Annotated in this window: 19 protein-coding genes and 1 riboswitch; of the genes, 7 read left to right on the top strand and 12 right to left on the bottom strand. The window is 38.5% G+C overall.

Translation table 11 applies throughout. The annotated features are described in order from the left end of the window. Window positions 1–87: 87 nt before the first annotated feature. On the bottom strand, window positions 88–1,839 hold the full coding sequence (locus tag IC621_RS10145; protein ID WP_191158189.1) for a SulP family inorganic anion transporter: 1,752 nt from the start codon (window positions 1,837–1,839) through the stop codon (window positions 88–90). Further along, a complete protein-coding gene (locus IC621_RS10140; protein WP_191158188.1) occupies window positions 1,832–2,431 on the bottom strand; it encodes a beta-class carbonic anhydrase in 600 nt (199 codons plus the stop codon). The genes IC621_RS10145 and IC621_RS10140 overlap by 8 nt, the downstream gene beginning before the upstream one ends. 306 nt (window positions 2,432–2,737) lie before the next feature. On the opposite strand from IC621_RS10140, the gene IC621_RS10135 reads away from it, so the two are divergent. Then, window positions 2,738–3,439, top strand: a complete 702-nt coding sequence (locus IC621_RS10135; RefSeq protein ID WP_191158187.1) for a response regulator transcription factor — start codon at window positions 2,738–2,740, stop codon at window positions 3,437–3,439. After that, on the top strand, window positions 3,436–4,830 hold the full coding sequence (locus IC621_RS10130; RefSeq protein WP_191158186.1) for a HAMP domain-containing sensor histidine kinase: 1,395 nt from the start codon (window positions 3,436–3,438) through the stop codon (window positions 4,828–4,830). Before IC621_RS10135 ends, IC621_RS10130 begins: the two co-directional genes overlap by 4 nt. A gap of 253 nt (window positions 4,831–5,083) precedes the next feature. Here the strand turns inward: IC621_RS10130 and IC621_RS10125 are convergent, their stop codons facing one another. From IC621_RS10125 to IC621_RS10110, 4 genes are all read right to left on the bottom strand, one after another. Further along, window positions 5,084–5,956, bottom strand: coding sequence for an SDR family oxidoreductase (locus tag IC621_RS10125; RefSeq protein ID WP_191158185.1), 873 nt, complete (start codon window positions 5,954–5,956; stop codon window positions 5,084–5,086). 101 nt (window positions 5,957–6,057) lie between these two features. Beyond that, a complete protein-coding gene (gene metH / locus IC621_RS10120; RefSeq protein ID WP_191158184.1) occupies window positions 6,058–9,474 on the bottom strand; it encodes a methionine synthase in 3,417 nt (1,138 codons plus the stop codon). Further along, window positions 9,467–11,302, bottom strand: a complete 1,836-nt coding sequence (locus IC621_RS10115) for a bifunctional homocysteine S-methyltransferase/methylenetetrahydrofolate reductase (protein ID WP_191158183.1) — start codon at window positions 11,300–11,302, stop codon at window positions 9,467–9,469. Before IC621_RS10115 ends, metH begins: the two co-directional genes overlap by 8 nt. A 119-nt stretch (window positions 11,303–11,421) precedes the next feature. Beyond that, window positions 11,422–11,536, bottom strand: a riboswitch (SAM riboswitch). A gap of 358 nt (window positions 11,537–11,894) precedes the next feature. After that, complete coding sequence (locus IC621_RS10110) at window positions 11,895–12,386, bottom strand: YajQ family cyclic di-GMP-binding protein (protein WP_191158182.1); 492 nt, start codon at window positions 12,384–12,386, stop codon at window positions 11,895–11,897. Window positions 12,387–12,479: 93 nt separating this feature from the next. Between IC621_RS10110 and IC621_RS10105 the strand changes: the two genes are divergently transcribed. Continuing rightward, a complete protein-coding gene (locus tag IC621_RS10105) occupies window positions 12,480–13,334 on the top strand; it encodes a CvfB family protein (RefSeq protein WP_318153024.1) in 855 nt (284 codons plus the stop codon). Between the two features lie 723 nt (window positions 13,335–14,057). Here the strand turns inward: IC621_RS10105 and IC621_RS10100 are convergent. Together IC621_RS10100 and IC621_RS10095 are read right to left on the bottom strand one after the other, a co-directional pair. Beyond that, window positions 14,058–14,189, bottom strand: a complete 132-nt coding sequence (locus tag IC621_RS10100) for a DUF3941 domain-containing protein (protein WP_191158181.1) — start codon at window positions 14,187–14,189, stop codon at window positions 14,058–14,060. Window positions 14,190–14,249: 60 nt separating this feature from the next. After that, window positions 14,250–15,107, bottom strand: a complete 858-nt coding sequence (locus IC621_RS10095; protein ID WP_191158180.1) for a DegV family protein — start codon at window positions 15,105–15,107, stop codon at window positions 14,250–14,252. A 198-nt stretch (window positions 15,108–15,305) separates the two neighbouring features. On the opposite strand from IC621_RS10095, the gene IC621_RS10090 reads away from it, so the two are divergent. Together IC621_RS10090 and IC621_RS10085 are read left to right on the top strand one after the other, a co-directional pair. After that, on the top strand, window positions 15,306–16,148 hold the full coding sequence (locus tag IC621_RS10090; protein ID WP_191158179.1) for a YitT family protein: 843 nt from the start codon (window positions 15,306–15,308) through the stop codon (window positions 16,146–16,148). Between the two features lie 12 nt (window positions 16,149–16,160). Further along, window positions 16,161–16,634 carry a BsuPI-related putative proteinase inhibitor gene (locus IC621_RS10085; protein ID WP_191158178.1) on the top strand — a complete coding sequence of 158 codons (474 nt, stop codon included), beginning with the start codon at window positions 16,161–16,163 and terminating at the stop codon, window positions 16,632–16,634. A gap of 399 nt (window positions 16,635–17,033) precedes the next feature. On the opposite strand, the gene IC621_RS10080 is transcribed toward IC621_RS10085, so the two are convergent. The 3 genes from IC621_RS10080 to IC621_RS10070 form a co-directional block, all read right to left on the bottom strand. Further along, a complete protein-coding gene (locus IC621_RS10080) occupies window positions 17,034–17,231 on the bottom strand; it encodes a DUF3813 domain-containing protein (protein ID WP_191158177.1) in 198 nt (65 codons plus the stop codon). Next, a complete protein-coding gene (locus IC621_RS10075) occupies window positions 17,232–17,390 on the bottom strand; it encodes a hypothetical protein (RefSeq protein ID WP_191158176.1) in 159 nt (52 codons plus the stop codon). Window positions 17,391–17,745: 355 nt separating this feature from the next. After that, entirely contained in the window at window positions 17,746–18,558 is an 813-nt protein-coding gene (locus IC621_RS10070; protein ID WP_191158175.1) for a Cof-type HAD-IIB family hydrolase, read from the bottom strand. Window positions 18,559–18,837: 279 nt separating this feature from the next. Between IC621_RS10070 and IC621_RS10065 the strand changes: the two genes are divergently transcribed. Both IC621_RS10065 and IC621_RS10060 read left to right on the top strand, forming a co-directional pair. Then, the gene (locus IC621_RS10065) at window positions 18,838–19,608 is read left to right on the top strand and encodes a prolyl oligopeptidase family serine peptidase (RefSeq protein WP_191158174.1); all 771 of its coding nucleotides are present in this window, start codon (window positions 18,838–18,840) and stop codon (window positions 19,606–19,608) included. A 74-nt stretch (window positions 19,609–19,682) separates the two neighbouring features. Next, window positions 19,683–19,991 (top strand): metal-sulfur cluster assembly factor, encoded by a 309-nt coding sequence (locus IC621_RS10060; protein ID WP_191158173.1) that lies wholly within the window; start codon window positions 19,683–19,685, stop codon window positions 19,989–19,991. Window positions 19,992–20,316: 325 nt separating this feature from the next. Here the strand turns inward: IC621_RS10060 and IC621_RS10055 are convergent, their stop codons facing one another. Continuing rightward, complete coding sequence (locus tag IC621_RS10055; protein ID WP_191158172.1) at window positions 20,317–20,475, bottom strand: hypothetical protein; 159 nt, start codon at window positions 20,473–20,475, stop codon at window positions 20,317–20,319. Window positions 20,476–20,620: the final 145 nt, after the last annotated feature.

The following is a 20,620-nucleotide window of genomic DNA, read 5'->3' as shown; positions in this document are numbered from 1 at the left end:
CAATAAGGTTGCCAAAAGGCAACCTTGTTTATTTCCGATATTTACCTTTTAATTAGCCAGCTAGAAATTGGAGAAATGTTCTATTTTTTAAGTCAGACCCAGCTCCTGTTTTCTTTTTATTTTTGCTGTTTTTTGAGATTTTTGTGAGAGTGCTGCACATTCAGCAAAAGCAAACTGTTTGCACCCAATGCAGCGATCAACATCTAATTCCATTAGGGCATGATTAATTGCATCACCCGTTTTAGAAAAGAAATTCTCCTTTCCCAGCATTTGATGGAAGCCGGTGTTTTCAAAAAATTCCTTTGGCTGTTGCTTTGCACCGGAAATGATTACTTTTTGATTTTTATCCTTGAACTCTTTCACAATGCTTGTTAATAATGCTTCACCAGATGTGTCAATAAATGATACATTCCCCATTCTTAAGAGGAGAACCTTTGGTTTAGAACGAATAATTTTTTCGATCTCTTTTTCAAACCGCTCAGTTGAACCGAAGAATAAAGGTCCTTCAACGGTATAAATTTTAATCTGTGGACAGTTAGATCCTTTCTGTACCATTTCTGGTTTCACTAATTTATCAGCTGGGTCAGGTAAAACCATTGAAATTTTAAATGTACTGCTCATTCGTATAACAAAAGCCAGTACAGCTAAGAGCAAGCCGACTCCCACACCTGTTGTCAGGTCGATTAAAACGGTTAATGAGAAAGTAACGATTAAAACGAGAGAATCCATCGTTTTCGTTTTAAAGATATGGGCAAACTCCTTGCGTTCACTCATGTTCCATGCGACGAACATAAGAATAGGAGCCATACTAGCTAAAGGAATTGCTGAAGCATATGGCGCTAATATGACTAACACTAGTAATACGACAAGCCCATGTATGACACCTGATATTGGGGAAACAGCACCGTTTTTAATATTCGTTGCCGTCCTCGCAATAGCGCCTGTAGCTGGAATTCCACCGAATAATGGTGTGACCATATTAGCTATTCCTTGTCCAATCAGTTCCTTATTGCTTTCATGCTTTGTTTTCGTCATTCCGTCTGCGACCATTGCAGATAGTAACGATTCAATTCCGCCAAGCATAGCGATAACTAAAGCAGCAGGCAGGAGTTCAATCACCAGGCTCACTGTAATTTCGGGAAACACAAAGGACGGTAATTCACGAGGAATCTCTCCATAAGCTGATCCAATTGTTTCCACTTGATTTGGAAAGAAAAAGGCTGCGACTAAGGTTGACACAAGTAATCCTAGCAGGGCGCCGGGGATTTTTGGCAAATACTTTGGCGTCAATATAACAATGGCTAAGCTTATAGCCGCTACGAGTACACTGTAACCATTTACTGTATTTAAATTCAGTAAAATTTCTCTCATATTTAAAAGGAATGCTTCTTCTTTTTCTAAGTTACTGAGTCCCAGGAAATTGGCTATCTGGCCAGAAAAAATAATGACAGCTATTCCTGCAGTAAAGCCAATCATAACAGGACGAGGAATAAATTTGATAAATCTCCCTAGTTTGAACACACCCATAAGGAGAATCATGATTCCTGCCATGAAGCCTGCAATCAGCAGCTTTTCATAGCCGAACTGCATGACGATCCCTAATAAGACTGGAACAAATGCTCCAGTTGGACCTGCAATTTGAAACCTCGACCCTCCTAAAAGGGAAACAATAACTCCAGCAATTATCGAAGTGTAAAGCCCATATTCTGGTCTTACCCCAGAAGCAATAGCAAAAGCCATTGCTAGAGGAATTGCTACAATACCGACGACTAATCCAGAAACCATATCTTTCTGCAGATAATTTAAGTTGTAATTTTTGTAACGATTTGTCCTAAACATAGATACCCTCCTCTATAGAAGATTCCTGTTTATTCTCATTTCCATCGATCACAAGCTCCAATTGTCCTGTCTGGGGATGGATGACCAATCCGTGAACGACTACATTATTAGGGACTAATGGGTGATTTTTAACAATATTGACACTTTGGCTGACACTTTTCTCAACACATCCAAAACCTGTGAGCCAATCCGATAGAGAAATCCCTGATTGAATAATTGTGTCAATACATTTCTCATCAATTCCTTGACCTTTAATCTTTTCAAGAATTGCTTCTGCTTGAAGGCTGGCCATACCGCATTCATGATGTCCAATGATAAATACTTCCTTCGTTTCAAATTCATGAATAGAGATTAGAATACTTCGCATCACACTATCAAAAGGGTTTGCAATCACGGCCCCAGCGTTTCTTATGATCTTTGCATCCCCGTTTTTGAGGCCAATTGCCTTCTGAAGCAACTCTAATAAACGAGTGTCCATACACGTAAGAATTACAATTTTCTGATCGGGGTATTTGGTCGTTTCAAATTCCTGATAATTCCCTTCATTAACAAAGCCTTCATTATACTTCATGATTTTTGTAAGAGCACTCATTCAACCTTCTCCTCCCTAAATGGATTAATTTGTTGTTGGTAAACAAATTAAAGATTAAATTTGAAGAAAGTGTGCAGTTTTCTAATTTTCCTTCTTTTTACCTAACTTTCAAAAAGTAATTAATAACTTCAAAAATAGATATCATTATCTATATTTTCTTGAAAAATAATAGTTTAAAGTGTAGAGAAGAAAATAAAATCTATGTTTTTAATTAAAATATAGAGTGATAGAAAGAGGAAATAAAAATTGGCAGCCTCATTGGTTATGAGAAAAGAGAAACTAAAGAACATCATTGGGGGGATATCAATGAGGAAGAAGATACTAGTGATTGATGATGAATGGAAGATGAGGAACTTATTAAAGATTTATCTAGAGGAGGAATATCAAGTTATGGAGGCGGAAAATGGCAGCCAAGCTTTATCATTCATCTCCTCTGTCCATTTTGATTTAATTATTCTGGACATTATGCTTCCGAGTCAAGATGGGTGGCAGATTTGCAAGGAGATTAGAAGAGAAAAGCAGACTCCTATCCTAATGCTGACGGCACGCAATGAGGTAAAAGATAAGATTTATGGACTAGATATTGGAGCAGATGATTATTTAGGAAAGCCGTTTGAGCCAGAAGAGCTAGTTGCTCGAATTAAAGCCTTATTGAGGCGATCACTAATGAATGATAACCATAAAGAAAATGTCCTTATGTTTGGCGACCAGTTAATCATTATCGAAACAGAAAGCAGAAGAGTGCTGGTAAAAGGAGAAAAATTAGATTTAACTCCTAAGGAGTATGAGTTACTTTATTTACTGGCGAATCAGCCTCAACGTGTTTTTACAAGAGATTTATTGCTAGATGTCCTTTGGGGAATACAAGGAATGAGGGATCATAGGACTGTAGATTCACATGTTAAGAACTTACGGATCAAAGCAAAGGAGAAAGTACCTACATATAACCCAATTCAAACAGTATGGGGGGTAGGCTACAAATTTAATCCGGTGGATGGGGAACTATGAGATGGAACAGCATTGTTTTCAAAATAGGAGCTACTATATTCATTATTTTAATAAGCATACTCTTACCATTAATTTATACCATTGATCAACTGTTTGCGAGATTTTACATAAGTGAAGCTCACCATCAAATTGATGAAATAGCCGCCAAATATTCTACAGTTTTATCTAATCAAGAGGATATTCATGCGTTAAAGACAGTTGCAAACATCACAAAGACTGAAATGTGTATAATTGACCAAAATGGAAGAATTATATTTACTTCCAGCGAAAAACTATTCCGTAAAGATACTCAAATTGATAGCGAGCTATTAAAAAATATTAATTCAGAGAGTAACGTTAAGAGCGAATATCATAGTTCAATAAACAATAGTGATTATCTGGTTTCAACAAAACCATTAAATTTATCTGCCATAGCGGATGGCAGGTTATTAGTCTTTACTAATGAAAAAAAAATTAAGGATTCCGTTCACCATGTTGAGCTATTGCTTTTGGTCTCTATGCTTGGCGCATTATGTATAGCTTTGGGTATTACGTATATTGCGTCTAAAAAGCTTGCTTCCCCTTTATTACAAATGGAAAAAGTAACAAGGGATGTTGCTCAAGGAAAGTATTTTAGTAAAGTAAACATATCTGCAAGTGATGAAATGGGTTCTTTGGCTCTAGCAATCAATGATTTAGGCCAAGAGCTGGAAAGATATAGAAACCGACAGAAGGAATTCTTTGCAAATGTTTCTCATGATTTAAGAACACCTATATCCTATATAAAAGGCTATACTCAGGTTTTACATGATAGATTATATAAGGATGAAAAAGAAAAAGACAGCTATTTATCAATTATTCTTAAAGAAGCCAACCAAATGAATTTTTTAATCAATGACTTATTTGAGTTATCAAAGATTGAAGGCGGCCAAGTAGACCTCCAACTTAAATGGATTAATATTTATGAATTGGTTGAAAACTGTCTAACTAAAGCCGCATTAAAAGCAAAGCAGAAGGGAATCGATCTTCATAAGGAATTAGATCACAATATCCCTTTCATTTATACGGATGGAGGTCGTTTAGAACAAATCATCATGAATCTATTAGAAAATGCTATTCGTTTCAACAACGTAAATGGACATGTAAAACTAATAGGATGGGCAGAAAAGAATAAAGTTCATTTTTTAATAGAAGATACAGGTATGGGCATACCTAAAGAAGACCTCCCATACATATTTGAAAGATTTTATAAAGCAGATAAATCTCGGTCGAATAGAATCGGAAGCACAGGTTTAGGTTTATCAATTGTCAAGCACCTTGTTTTATTATTAGAAGGAGAAATAAACGTAAAAAGCAGGCTGAATAAGGGGACTACTTTCCGGATCAGCCTTCCTTTTAATATTAGAGCATAATTTTTCTCTAAAACCCAGGTCTTAGCGGCATCCAAAAGGTAGGTGGGGGTTAAGTTGCCGCAGATGCTGAATTGGGTACGCTAATTTGAAAAAGCACATTATATCAGATACTCTATTTCACTTACAAAAAAGAAGTAAACAGATATAATGTGCTATTTTCTATCACTTTATTTCGGAATGTGCAAAACCCTTTTCAAATGACTCCAGCTAATAATCAGGCCGTTTTCATGCCTAAACTTCATGAACGATGTCTTTACCCGTTGACAATTTTCCCGCCGTTAACATGGATCATTTGGCCGGTCACATAGGAAGAATCATCGCTGGCCAAGTAGACATAGCTTGGGGCGAGCTCTTCTGGTTGTCCGGGTCTGCCCATTGGTGTATCCGCGCCAAATGTAGCCACTTTGTCCGCAGGAAACGTTGATGGAATGAGCGGTGTCCAGATAGGACCTGGAGCTACACCATTAACTCTAATCCCCTTTTTAGCAAGAGACATTGAAAGTGAGCGTGTGAATGTCGTTATGGCTCCCTTTGTGGAAGAATAATCAATAAGCTGTTCATTGCCAGCGTAGGCCGTAACAGATGATGTGTTAATGATTGAGCACCCTTGCTTTAAATGGGGCATTGCTGCTTTTGTGAGAAAGAAGAAAGAGAAAATATTTGTTTTAAATGTTCGTTCAAGCTGTTCCTTTGAAATCTTTTCTATTCCATCTTGCGGATGCTGTTCGGCCGCATTATTCACTAGAATATCCAGTTTTCCATAGCGATTTATCGTTTCAGAGATAATTTGTTCGCAAAATGATTCTTCTCCGATATCTCCCGCCATTAATAAGCATTGTCTGCCTTCCTTTTCAATTAACCGTTTTGTTTCATTCGCATCTTCATGCTCATCAAGATAAGAGATAACAACGTCTGCTCCTTCTTTGGCATAGAAAACGGCTACAGCTCGTCCAATTCCGCTGTCTCCACCGGTGATAATGGCTACTTTGTCAGTGAGTTTTCCACTTCCTTGATAAGTTTTGTCGTCAAAATCAGGTCTTGGATGCATTTCATTTTCATGGCCAGGCTGTTGGTTTTGATGCTGCGCCGGCATTGTTTGATTTTGGTTGTTTTTTTGGTTGCTCATTTGTATCGCCTCCGTATTTTGTTAGTATGAATAATTTGGAATTTTCTATGTGTTATCTAATTTGAGTTTTCCCGAAAAAAAAGAACCGAAACATGAAAGTTTCAGTTCATCACATTAAAATATCTTGCTTCAGGGTGCGACACGACGATCGCAGACACTGATGCTTCAGGCTCCATCATGAATCCGTCTGTTAAATGAATGCCGATTGATTCCGGCTGAATAAGATTGAATAATGGTTCTTGATCCTCCAGATTCGGGCAAGCTGGATACCCGAATGAAAAGCGCTGTCCTTGATATTTGGCAGAGAATCGCTGCTCCATTGTAAAGTTAGCCGGGTCTGGAAAGCCCCAGCGGTCCCGGATTAACTGATGCGTTCTTTCAGCAAGCCCTTCTGCTAATTCAAGCGCTAACGCCTGGACAGCATGACTTTTTAAATAGTCTCCTTGAGCTTTAAATTCCTGCGCTACCTTTCGGACGTGTTTTCCAGCTGTAACGGCAAAGAATGAAACATAATCAATCTCACCCTTTGGTCTAACATAGTCTGAAATACACCGGTAAGGCAAAGTACTTTGTCTTGGAAACTCAAACGTTTCAAGAATCGTATTTCGATTTTCCGGGTCCAATATATGAAGCTTATCTCCCTCACTGTAGGCAGGGAAAAATTGATAAACGGCAGCTGGCTGAAACCATTGTTTCTTTGTTCCTTCTGCAATGAGGGAATCAATCACTTCTTTAAGGGCGATTGCTTTCTCATTTTTTTCGGCAAGCATTTTTTTAATCTTCCCTTTTAAGCCAAGGTGGTGACCCAGCAGCATTTGTAAATTCACATAAGGGAGGATTTGAGCAATATCAATATTTTTTAAATAGTGCTTTTTACAATCCTCCGGCTGGAAAATAGGGGCTTCTGTTATCGTTGCCCGTTTTTCAAGTAATTGAACAGCTGCTTGGGAAGGTTGTTTTTTAGGAACAGCCTCTGTAACCTTTCGTTCAACTTTCACAAATTGTGCAGGATCTGTTCTCAGCTTGTTTGCAAGGGAAAGGCCGTCCATGGCATCCTTTGCATATAATACTGTTCCTTTGTAGCTTGCAGAGATCTTCATATCTGTAAATTTCCTTGATAACGCTGCACCGCCGACCATTATGGGTGTTGATATTTCCGCATCCTGCAAGTCTTGTGCGGTAATGACCATTTGCTGGGCTGACTTGACGAGCAGACCTGATAATCCAATAATATCAGGCTTTTCCTTCCGGACAGCCGTAATTAAATCCTGAGGCGTGACTTTGATTCCCAAATCAACCACTTTAAACCCATTATTACTAAGAATGATGTCCACTAGGTTTTTCCCAATATCGTGTACATCCCCTTTTACTGTTGCCAGGATGATTTTTCCTTTGCCTCCGTCATCCTTTTTCTCCATATATTGTTCTAAGAAGGAAACAGAGGCTTTCATCACTTCCGCACTTTGCAGCACCTCAGCAACAATTAGCTGGTTGTCATTAAAAAGTCTTCCTACTTCTGCCATTCCTGTCATGAGCGGTCCATTAATGACCGAAAGAGGGTCAGGATATTTAGCTAATGCTTTTTCAAGGTCAGGCAGCAAGCCTTCCTTTGTTCCTTCGATAATATATTGGGCTAATCTTTCATCTAATGGCAAGGATTGAACCGGTTTTTTATTTTCCTTTTTCTTACCGCGGTAAAACTCTGTAAACCGTGCGAGCGTTTGATCATTTGTATTGAATAAAAGCTCTTCAGCAAGCTTTATTTCCTCCTGAGGTATGGAAGCAAATCGTTCCAATTTCTCTGTATTAACAATCGCATAATCTAGGCCGGCTTGAGTGCAATGATATAAATAAACAGCATTTAGAATTTCACGGCCAACAGGCGGAAGACCGAATGAAACATTACTGATTCCTAGTATTGTCAAGCATTCAGGCAGGTGTTCTTTAATTAATTGAATTCCTTTAACCGTTTCGTTGGCAGATCCGATATATTGTTCATCACCTGTACCAACAGGAAAAACAAGGGGATCAAAAATGAGATCACTGCCTTTTAAACCGTATTTATTGACCAAAAGATCGTACGACCGTTTAGCCACTTCCAGTTTCTTCTCAGCGGTTAAGGCCATTCCAATTTCATCAATGGTTCCTACAACGATCGCAGCTCCATATTTTTTAATAATCGGGACTACAGCCTCGAACCGTTCTTCCCCATCTTCAAGATTTATTGAATTGATGATCGCTTTCCCTTGGGAATATTTTAACGCGATTTCTATTACCTTTTCATCAGTCGAGTCAATGACAAGGGGGGCTTTTACTTTTTTCGTAATTTCCTTAATGAAAAGCTCCATATCTTCTGCTTCATCACGGTCCGGATCTGCTAGACAAATATCAATGACGTGTGCTCCGTTCTTTACTTGAGCACGTGCAATTTCAGATGCTTCTTCAAACTTTTGCTCGGCAATAAGTCGTTTAAATTTGCGTGATCCAATAACATTTGTTCGTTCTCCAACAAACAAAGGGCGCATGCTGTCGTCATAGATTAATGGCTCAATGCCTGATACTGTATGCGGCAGCTGTTTTTCTTCTAATGAACGGGGAGTAATCTCTTTCATTGTATCTGCCATGGCTTTAATATGAGCAGGTGTCGTGCCGCAGCAGCCCCCTACAATATTAAGCCATCCTTGCTCTGCAAATCCTTTAATTTTCTGAGCAAGAGAGTGGGGGGATTCATGGTAATTTCCTTCTTCATCAGGCAGGCCAGCATTCGGATAACAGCTAACAGCATTGTTTGCTAGGCCTGATAGTGTACGAATATGGTCTGTCATAAATTCAGGACCTGTAGCACAGTTAAGACCGACTGAAATAGGATTCATATGCTGCAAGGATATATAGAAGGATTCAATGTCTTGTCCAGCAAGAGTCGTTCCCATTGGTTCAATTGTTCCTGACACCATTAGCGGAACCTTTTTGCCTAATGCTTCAAATGCTTTTGAGATTCCAAGAAATCCAGCTTTAACATTAAGCAAATCCTGACTGGTTTCTAATAAGAGAAGGTCCACTCCACCCAATATTAAGCCTCTTGCTTGTTCTTCATAGTTTTGAATAAGCTCCTCAAAGGTCATTCCGCCTGTGACCGACAGTGTTTTCGTAGTGGGACCCATAGAGCCCGCTACATAGCGAGGCCATTCAGGTGTGGAAAATTTCTCAACTGCTTTTTTGGCTAGTTTGGCAGATTCGATATTGATTTCCAGTGCTAAATGTCCCAGATCATATTCATCAAGAACAACGCTTGTTGCCCCAAAAGTATTTGTTTCGATAATATCAGCGTCTGCTTCCAAATATGCCTCATGAATCCGTTCAATTGTATGGGGAGAGGTAAGGCTTAAATATTCGTTACAGCCTTCATATTCCTCTCCTCCGAAATCCTCTGCTGTCAAATTAGCGTCTTGAATCATCGTCCCCATTGCGCCGTCTATGATGAGTATTCTTTTCTTGAGCTGTTCATGAATGTTATGCATGTGTGACATTCCTCTCTTTTTGCTGTATATAGGTGGATAATTCAACCGTTAATTCATACTGCAGAAACGGTGTTATTAAATAAATTCCATTAAATAAATCATAGGCTGCATCAATCAAACTTTTGGCAATGGCTAATCCTTCGCTGCGAGCCTTTTCTTTATCCTCTCCAGCTTTTAACATGGCAGCTCTAATCGAGTCAGACAGCTTAATGCCTGGTATTTCATTATGAATAAATTCAGCGTTACGGGTGCCTGTCAGCGGCATAATTCCGATATATAAAGGAGCCTCCAAATTTTTTGTTTCTTTATATACCTGATAGATTTGCTCTTCTGAATATATTGGCTGGGAAATAAAATAATCTGCTCCGCATGCAATTTTTTTCTCTAGTCTTTTTACCGCTTTGTCCAAGTGTCTGACATTTGGGTTAAAAGCAGCAGCCACTGAAAAGTCAGTTTTTTCACCAAGAGGCTTGCCGGAATAGGAAAGCCCTTCATTGAATTGCTTAATCAAACTAATTAAATCGAAGGAGGACAAATCATAGACAGAAGTGGCTCCTGGAAAATCACCGATCTTTGAAGGATCACCTGTAACTGCTAGTACATCCGTTAATCCAAGCGTATGCAAGCCCATCAAATGGGATTGAAGGCCAATCAAATTTCGATCCCGGCATGTGATATGAATTAAGCTTCTTAAGTCTATTTTATCTTTTACTAGTGACCCGCATGCAACATTACTGATACGCGGACTTGCAAGGGAATTATCAGCAAGAGTTAAGGCATCTATTCCTACGTTTTTTAACGCTTCTGCTCCTTGCATAAATTTTTTAATGCCTAATTTTTTTGGCGGATCTAATTCTACGATAATAGAGCGTTTTTCTTTTACGATTGATTGGAGCGGTTCGTATTTTCTTTGTTCTCTATCAAGGACTGGGATGACTTCCCGTTCATTTTTCACTTGCTTTTCTGTTATTGGCGGAAGGTGAGCGACCGCTTTAGAAATGGCCTCAATATGCTTTGGTGTTGTACCGCAGCACCCGCCAATTAAGCTTGCCCCTTGCTTTCTGAATTCAAGTGCACTTTGGGTAAAATAGGATACATCTGCCGCGTATGTGACTTGACCTTCTTCAAGACCAGGTAAGCTTCCATTAGGATAAACTGAAAGATAGGCGTTATCAAGCAGCGGCACCTTTTCTAAAGATTGGATCATATGATAGGGACCGAGTCTGCAGTTGATCCCAACAACATCTGCCCCCAAATCCGCCAAATGTCCAAGACCGCTTTTAAGTGAAGTTCCGTCCTGAAGCACGCCTGTTTCATGTAGGGAAACGTTCGCGATGATCGGTTTGTTCGTTTCTTTTCTAGCAATCTTTAAGACATTTGTTATTTCTTCAAAGTCGTAATAGGTTTCTAATAGAATGCCGTCTACATTTGAGTTTAAAAGAAGATATAGCTGTTCTCTAAAATTTCTTTTTAAATCTTCAATTGAATAGGCACTCTTTTTGAAAGATCTAATACCGCCAATTGTCCCGAAGACAAACCTATTGTCGGCAGCGGCTTGTTTTGCTAAATGAACAGCTGTTTCATTGATCTTTTTAATGTCATCTTCCAAGCCATAGCGAGAGAGCTTTAAATAATTTGCACCATACGTATTCGTTTGAATAACATCGCTGCCCGCTTTAATATACGCTTCATGAATACTTTTTATTTGTTCAGGCTGAGAGAGGTTTAATTCCTCAAAGCAACGGTCAATCCCATGTGAATATAATAAAGTCCCCATTGCTCCGTCAGCTATTAAAATACGAGATTGAATTTCTTCTAGAAAATTCATTGAAAAATCCTCCTGATCCATTTGTCTTTTCCTCTATAAAAATAAAAAGCTGCTCTTTGCTTTTCACTTAATTGAAAAAAGTCTTCTAAGAAGAAGACTTTATGATCGCTTGGTCTTTCTTCTTATCTATCAAGCGAAAAGCTCGTTGGATTTGGCACAGTTTTCTCTAAGAACCTTAAGAATCTGCTGCCGAGGCTTCAAAGGGCCAATTCCCTCCACCTCTCTTGATAAGAAAGAGATATGATGTTGTATGTGAAATTCCTTCTGAAAAAATGTGTTAGTACTAATTTACCTAATTTTAAGAAAAGTTTCAACAGTAAAATAAAATTGGTAAAAATGATATAACGGATAATTAAGGTTTCATTGATAAGTTCGAAACTAATTAAATACTATTTATACTATATGAGAATCAAGGGAGATGAGTTCACAAGCTTGTCATAATTGGGTGAAATTGATTTTACAGCCTATGAATTTAATTAATAACTCTTGCATTTTATTGGGTTATCCTCCCAATTTAGTTGAGCGATGAAGAATCATTATTTCAAAATAAGAAAGAGCTGTCCAAGGGGTCAGCTCTCATCCTGAGATTTTTTCACCGATAATTAACGAATTGAACATCAATCGAAAGGTCTGCTTCATGAATGGCAGCCATTATTTTCTGCAAATCATCTTTGCTTTTTGCTGTTACACGGAGCTGGTCATCTTGAATCTGGCTTTTTACTTTAAGGCCGCTGTTTTTAATAATGGTGTTCATTTTTTTCGCATTTTCTTTATCAATACCTTGAACAAGCTTTCCTCGCTGACGAACCGTTCCACCTGAAGCATTTTCGAGCTTCCCGTACTGAATATTTTTTGTAGGAACATTTCGCTTGATTAATTTCGAGACTAAAACATCCTTGAGCTGCTCCATTTTATATTCGTCATCGGAAACGAGAACAAGCTCTTCCTTATCAAGAGTGATGCCGCTTTTGCTCCCTTTAAAATCATATCGGTTTTGAATTTCTTTTAAAGCAATGCTAACTGCGTTTTGAACCTCTGGCATGTCAACCTGGGAAACAATATCAAATGAACTTTCTTTAGCCATAATTAACCTCCAAATTGTTTATATTAATTATAGATTATAGTAGAATTAACTAATTCAAACAACTTTTGTCAACTGACAGGAAGGAACGATATTGTGAAAGTTGGTACGATTCAAACGCTAACGATTGATGAAAGAGCGGATTATGGCTATTTTTTAACAGATGGTGAAAATAGAATTTTGCTCCACAATAGTGAAGTAACAGAAAATATAGAAGGAAACGAAACAGTGGATGTATTCATTTACATCGATCATGAAGAACGCATGGCCGCCACTATGCGTAAGCCAATCATTGATGAAGACCATCATAATTGGGTCGAGGTTGTGGAAGTAGTAGACCATTTGGGTGCTTTTGTGAACATTGGCTTGTCAAAGGATGCGCTGATCGCTTCTGATCATCTGCCATTGTTTCGTCAGCTCTGGCCGCAGCCGGGGGACAAGCTCCTGTGCACAATGCGGATAAGTAAAAACGGCAAGTATTTTGCAGAACCTTTAAAAGAAGAAAAAGTAAGGCAGCTTGTGATCAAAGCAGAGCCGGCGCTGCTTAACAAAGATATTACAGGTACTGTTTATCGCTTAATTGTAGAAGGCTCCTTTTTAATCACAGAAGATGGGTATAAGGGCTTTATCCACAAATCTGAGCGTAAACAAGAGCCCCGTTTAGGGGAAAAAATTCAAGGACGGGTTATTGATGTCAAGGAAGATGGAACATTGAATGTTTCCCTCCTGCCGCGTAAACAGGAAGCAATTGAACCTGACGCAAGAGAAATTTTAATATATATGGAGTCGAGGGGAGGAGCCATGCCTTATTGGGACAAAAGCAGCCCAGATGATATAAAAGAACGCTTTGGTTTAAGTAAGGCAGCATTCAAGCGTGCTCTCGGTAACTTAATGAAGCATGGAAAAGTCTATCAAGAAAATGGCTGGACCTATTTTAAAAAAGAAGAATAATGAACATTGGGTATTAGAGCCGCCGGGGAAACTCGGCGGTTTTTTGATAAGATCAGAAAGTTTAATTTAATTAAAGTATTAACGTGTTAAAGAGTGTTGTCGTTGTCTAGCTCCAGGCGCCATCGGCTCGAGGTCATAAGCCAATCCGTCAAGAAGGTTAAAGAACAACCTTCATGCCGGCTCGTCTTATGCTTGTCGCCGATAGGCGGGCGCCTTGCGCTTTTCGTTCATTTGTAAGAAAAGTATGAAATTTTGATCTGCTACAAACCTTAATAATGTACTATTTTTGCGTATGGAGACAAACGTTTTTAAACGGATTTTTTGAAGAACTGGACATCATTTGGCACGTAAACATCAAATCTGGCTCAAATGCCCAGCATAAAGAGGAGATTAAAGGTTAAGTAAATGATAGTATTAACGTGATAAAGAGGGGTATCATTGTCCAGCACAGGCGGACAGGACGTCCTAGTGCCGGCAGGCATAAGGACGTGACGCCTTTGCCGGCGGAGCGCCATTGGCCCTTAGGTCTCAGGGTCAATTCCGCCCGAGAAGGTTAAATAACAACCTTCTTGGGCGGCTCGCCTTGTGCTTGTCGCCGAAGGATTAGCACTCTGTGCTTTATGTTCTCAAGTATTAACGGATAATATAAAATCCCGTATTTCTTTTATTTGAGTTAGAAAAAAGAAATCGGCTCATTACCGATTTCCGCCTTTAACCTCATGTTCATTGATGGTCTGTTTTTTTAGAATATTGTCTTTCTCCGTTTTGGCGGTTCTTTTCTCTCATCATGTTTTTTTCGTGGCGCTTTGCATTGTTATCTTTTGCTTTTTTATCGTTATCACTAGTATGGGGCATAAGAGAGCTCCTTCCAATTTCCATTTTGCTTAGTATGCCGCAGTGACGATTCTGTATGTATTAGTCTTGTTTGTTTAGAAAGAAGATCGCTAATGTGCCTGGCCCTGAGTGGGAACCGACCGCTGATCCGATCATATTCATGTAGATATTCTTGGGATTGAATTTCTCTTGAATCATTTCTTTAATAACCGTTGCAGTTTGTTCATCATCGCCATGGCTTATGGCAATAATTTCATGCTGCACCCCTTTGCTTCGTTCTTCAATCAATTCAATAATTCTTTTGTGTACTTTCTTTTTCCCGCGGATTTTTTCTAAAGGAATGAGCTTCCCATCTTCAACATGAAGTAGCGGCTTAATGTTCAAAAGGCCGCCTACAAAAGCGGATGCCTTACTAATTCTGCCGCCTCTTGCTAAATATTCAAGATTATCAACGGTGAAAATATGTTCAATATGGCTGGAATACTCTTTTACAGATTCTTCTATTTCCAGTAATGCATTGCCGCTATTGGCTAATTTTACTGCTTGCATAACTGCCAGTCCATAACCTAAGGAAGCACATTTTGAATCCAATATGGAAAGATGGAAATTTGGGTACTCCTCTTTTACCTCGTTTGCCATCATGACTGCAGTTTGGTATGTACCGGAAAGTTCGGATGAAAAGGCAACGTATAGGCATGATTTCTCTTGCTTAGCTAGTTCAGTAAATGTCTCTTTAAAGGTTTGCGGAGAAACTTGAGATGTCTTTGGAGATTTTCCATCCCGCATTGCCTCAAAAATTTTTTTCGAGCTAATGGTAACTTGATCTTCAAAATCTTGATTTTCTAAATGAACTCTAAGCGGAAAAAGAATGATGTTTTTCTCATCGAAATATTCTTTAGGGAGATCACTGGCACTGTCAGCTAATATTTGAACCGTCATTTTAACACCCCTTTAAAACTAAAATACCTAGTTCTTTCTCTTGATTTTATCACAGTCTGATTCTTTTTTCCCAAAAACAATTGTCAAACGGCTCCTTATATATGTTAGTTTTGTTTCTTAAAGAATAAAAGTATTCAAAATGACGGAAACGGGGTAAACCATGAATAATGGATTTTTTTAAACGGAGGAATGAATCGAATGGTTTTAGAACAAACAAAGAAAACAGTAGTCGTCCTGCTGGGAGCTTTCCTGAATGCAATCGCGCTTAATTTATTTTTAATCCCGGCAAATGTCTATTCAAGCGGATTTACTGGAGTTGCACAGTTGTTATCTAGTGTGATTGCTGAATATACCCCGTTTTACCTATCTACTGGTGTATTATTATTCGTTTTAAATATTCCAGTAGCATATTTAGGATGGAAAAAAGTTGGGAGATCATTTACCCTTTATAGTTTTTTAAGTGTCGTCCTCACCTCTATCTTTTTAGCTGTTTTACCTGTGAGTCATATATCACAGGATATTTTACTAAACGCAGTGTTTGGAGGCGTTATTTTAGCTATAGGAGTAGGGTTTACTTTAAAATGGGGGGCTTCTACAGGGGGGTTGGATATAATCGCCATGGTTTTATCACGTATGAAAGATAAACCTATCGGCCCTTATTTTTTTACTTTAAACGCAATTATCATTTTAACAGCAGGAATTTTGTATGGTTGGGAGAAAGCTTTATACACACTTGTTACACTTTATGCCTCTACCCGTGTAATTGATGCCATTCACACAAGACATGAGAAATTGACCGTTATGATCGTGACGAAAAAGGCGGATGAATTAAAATATGCCATTCATTCCAAACTGGTAAGAGGTATTACATTAATGCCGGCAAAAGGAGCTTTTACAAACGAAGAAAAAGACATGATGATAATGGTTATTACCAGGTATGAGCTTTACGATTTAGAGAAAATCATTAAGGAAGTCGATCCGAAGGCATTTACTAATATCGTCCAAACAACGGGGATATTCGGTTTCTTCCGAAAAGAGTAAAGAGGTGTTGGGATGAAAAAATGGTTTTTGTTTGCAAGCTTTTTGTTCTTGTTCGGCTGTGGACAAAGTGAAGAAGAAGCGAAAGAGGTGTCAGGAGACGTGACAAAAAAGGAAGTGCAATTTTCGGTTAATGCAAAAGAAAGTTCAGAGTACGTTGATTTTGACATGAAGATTTTGAATAATACAGAAGAGCAAATAAATATGGAATTTAGATCAGGTCAAAAATATGAGATTAGAGTATTAAATGAGAGCGGCAAGGAGGTTTATCGTTACTCAAAAGGGAGAATGTTTACCCAGGCGATTCAAAACCAACAGCTTGCTCCCGGTGAAAAACAAACATATAAAGAAGCATGGGATTATAAGAATCAAGAAAATGGTTCAAGAGTTCAGGCTGGAACTTACACTGTTCAAGCTACATTTATGGGAAAAATAGAAGGTGTGAATATGAATACATTAACCGCAAAAGACACCTTTGAGGTGCCCTAAACCCCATCCTGCGTTTAAAAATGTACATTTAAGGAAATATATTGGTGAAGTAAAAACAACCAAAAAAATTTACGTATAGCACCTGAGGATGTTAAACATAAATGGGTTCCTTTTTATTTTTAATTAGACAAAGTAAAAGTGAAAAACGCTCGGCCATTAATCTTACTATTGAATGAAAAGAACCCAAAAGAAGCTTATAAAAAAGGTGTTAAATTAGAAGAAGTGCCGGAATGCTAAAGGTAACCCGGCACTTTTTTACGGCTTTTTCTAAGGTTGAAAATTGTGAGAGGTGTGGAATCAGGATAATATGACTACCTTTATTTATCAGCTAATTAGGTGTTCTTTGGAAGGCAAAAAATCGGTTCTTGCGCCGATTTTATCGATTCTAGCCTCTGACATCTAACTTCTAGAATTTTGAAGCTGATTTAATTCTTCTTGCATACTATGCAATTGGGCTCTTTCAGCATCAGTTGAATTCGCATAGGCAGAAGATAAGGCATTTCTTGCTTTCATTAAAGCTTCTTGTCGGGAACTCCCGCCAGCTTGCAGCGCTTCGTCAACTGAGTTCCGGGCGATCCGAAATAATTGGTTTCCCATTTATATTCCCCCAAGCGACGTGTTTTCAGCCTGTTCAGCCTTGCGGTCGATTTGTTCTGCTTCAGACATTGTCATATGATATGGAATACGTTCATCATGCTTTGAAACAGAGTCTTTACCTTGCTGTACAAATCGTTTAGATTTATTTCGTTTACCCATCGAAGCAGGCCCCCTCAAAGATTTAATGACACTCTGCAGTGTCAATTTTAGTTTTGCCGAATGGGATGGGATTATAGGTGGAAATTATTTTGGTGAAAGATCGAAAAAGGATCACACACTGGGTTTGGCAGGTGAGACGATCGAAAAGGGTGCCAGGCACCAGTTAAGGCACCAGTTAGCAGGAGGAAGGATCGAAAAGGTGCCAGGCACTGAAAAGCGTGCCAGGCACCGTTAGTAGGAGGAAGGATCAACATGGTGCCAGGCACCTAGTTAGTAGGAGACACGATCAAAAAGGTGCCAGGCACTGAAATGCGTGCCAGGCACCGTTAGTGGGGAAACTTTGTGCTTGACCTGTTTATAGGGCTAGGTAGTTCTTGAGGAAGTGGGCTATTCCGTCTTGTTCGTTTGTTTTTGTTATGTGGTTTGCTTTGCTTTTTAAGCCGTTTATGGCGTTTCCCATTGCAACTCCGACGCCTGCGTATTCGATCATTTCGTAGTCGTTATCTTCATCGCCAAATGCAATGATTCGGTGTTTTGGAATGTCATAATGTTTTGCGATCCTTTCTAGGCCTACGGACTTGTTCATCCCTTTTTTGATGATCTCAATTACATGCCAAGGGGCAGCCCAACGGCGGTGATCGACAACCTCAGCGTGGACATCAGATAAATAGCTTCTTATTTGTTCCACTTCGTTTTCAGCCGCATGGATTAAAATACTTGTCACATCTTCTCCCAAATTTTCGCGGATATCGCCGATCTTAATGGTTGGATTTCCCATACTAAAAACATCAAGAAGCTTTTCGTCATGGTAATGAAAATACACGTCATCAATAACTTCGGCTAATATATTATGTACTTCGTGTTTATCACAAACGTTGATTATTTCTTTTACTACTTTCAGGTCGAGGGTTGTATGGTATGCGCCCCAGCTGTCATCCTTAGGATGGTGCACAAACGCTCCATTAAAATTAACAATTGGTGTATCTAAGCCGATTTCCTCATAATACATTGAACTTGACCGGAAAGGTCTTCCTGTTGAGATACAAACGATGTGACCAGCATCCCTAGCCTTTTGAATGACTTCCTTTGAGGAAGGGGAAATGGTTTTGTCATCTTTTAAAAGAGTCCCATCTAAATCCAAAGCAATTAAATAAGGTTTGTTTTCCATAAGATCTCCTTTTGTCGTTATTGATTAGGCTGTTTTCCATGGTTGCTTCAATCTGAAACAAAGGGAATCATCTTATAATTTTTCTAAGGTTATATGTGAGGCATGAAGCCATCACCGATCCACCGATTGCCTTTATTAAATCATCCCTATATTTCAAAAGCAACATTCTTTGAAAAGAGCCATTTAACAAGATGTATTCTTAGTGTATCTTTTTTCCATCTTTATTGTCTACATGTTACACTTATTTTCGTGGGAAAATGTAAAGGAGGAGTTAATGCAATGGTTATTGTCGAACATTTAAATGTAAGCCAGATTCCTTTATTACATGTAGTAAAAGATGAGCTTAAAAATGAAAAAACTCCTTTTATTTTGTTTATTCATGGTTTTACAAGTGCTAAGGAGCATAACCTGCATTATGCATATTTACTGGCTGAGGAAGGATTCAGGGTTGTATTGCCTGAAGCGATTTACCATGGCGAACGTGAAGAAAATATGTCATTAATAATGAATTTGAATGTTAACTTTTGGAAAATTGTTATTAATGAAATTCAGGAGTTAAATATTATTAAACAATATTTTGACGAGCAACAATTGATTGATCCAGATCGAATTGGAGCAGCCGGAACCTCCATGGGCGGAATTACAACGCTAGGCGCCCTTACTCAATATGATTGGATAAAGACAGCAGTCAGCCTGATGGGGAGTCCTTACTATGAAGGTTTTTTAAGAAACCAGCTCGATTATATGAAGAATAAAGGTCTCATTCTTCCTATAACTGAAGAAGAAATTGAAAAGCAAATTGAGCATTTACGAATGTTTGATTTAAGCTTACATAGAGAAAAACTAAGTGGCAGGCCGCTTTTATTTTGGCATGGAAAAAAGGATCCTGTTGTTCCGTTTCAGCCAACATATCAATTTTTTCAAGAAATTAAGCCAGACTATGAACAAACTCCTGAGCTATTAAAGTTTATTGTTGATGAACAGGCAGACCACAAGGTTTCAAGGGAAGGACTTAAAGAGACAATAGCGTGGTTTACAGCCTACCTGTAAGGTGTATTGGTTTAGATCGCACAATGAATAAGTTATACTAAGGAAACAGACAAACTCATTAGGAGCTGATAAGAATGGAAGAGGTATTGAAAGAAAACATCATGGGTGCTTTAGAACAGGTTGTTGACCCTGAGCTTGGAGTAGACATCGTGAACTTAGGTCTTGTTTATGATGTGAAACTTGATGAAGAGGGTAAAGCTGAGGTGACGATGACACTCACTTCCATGGGCTGCCCTTTGGCAGGAACAATTGTTGAGCAAGTAAAGACTGCACTATCTGACATTCCAGAAGTAAAAGAGACAGAAGTCAACATCGTATGGAATCCGCCATGGACAAAAGACAAAATGTCTCGTTATGCAAAAATTGCACTAGGAATTCAATAGGAAGTTAAGGCTGGGCGAATAAATTCGTTCAGCCTACTTTTTACCAGTTAAGAAAGTCTAAGTTAATTAAAGTATTAACGTGATAAAGAGTGATATCATTGTCCAGCACAGGGCGCCATCGACCCTTAGGTCTCAGGGTCAATTCGCCCAAGAAGGTTAAAGAACAACCTTCATGCTGACTCGCCTTGTGCGTGTTGCCAAAGGACTAGCGCTCTGAACTTCTCGTTCTGTTTTGTTCAATCATTTAAATGAAACCAATTAAAAAAATAAGCAAGCTTATTAGATGGGCGTATGTGCTTGCTTATTTTTATGAAATTATTTTTTTTTAACGTTTATTTTGAGAGTTATCTTGATTATATTGTCTTTGTGGATTCATATTGGAGATTGAATGATTTACAATTTCGGATGCATTCTTTGCATTGTTATCTTCCTCTTTGGCTTTTTGTTCAATTTGATCAATTTCCTCACGGTTATTTTCAACCATTTCCATCACTTCCTTTGTAAAAATTAACTTTTTCTTTTTATATTTTTCGTCACTAGTGTTGCATTAATTAATTTTCACTATTAAGAATACTCAAAATGTTCAATTTTATTATTTTGTGCAAAGAAAAAGTCCTTTATAATGGATA

This window comes from Metabacillus arenae, assembly GCF_014773385.1.
Classification (GTDB): Bacteria; Bacillota; Bacilli; order Bacillales; family Bacillaceae; genus Metabacillus_D; species Metabacillus_D arenae.
Note: the sequence above shows the minus strand (reverse complement) of the source record. Positions and strands in the feature narration are given on the sequence as shown.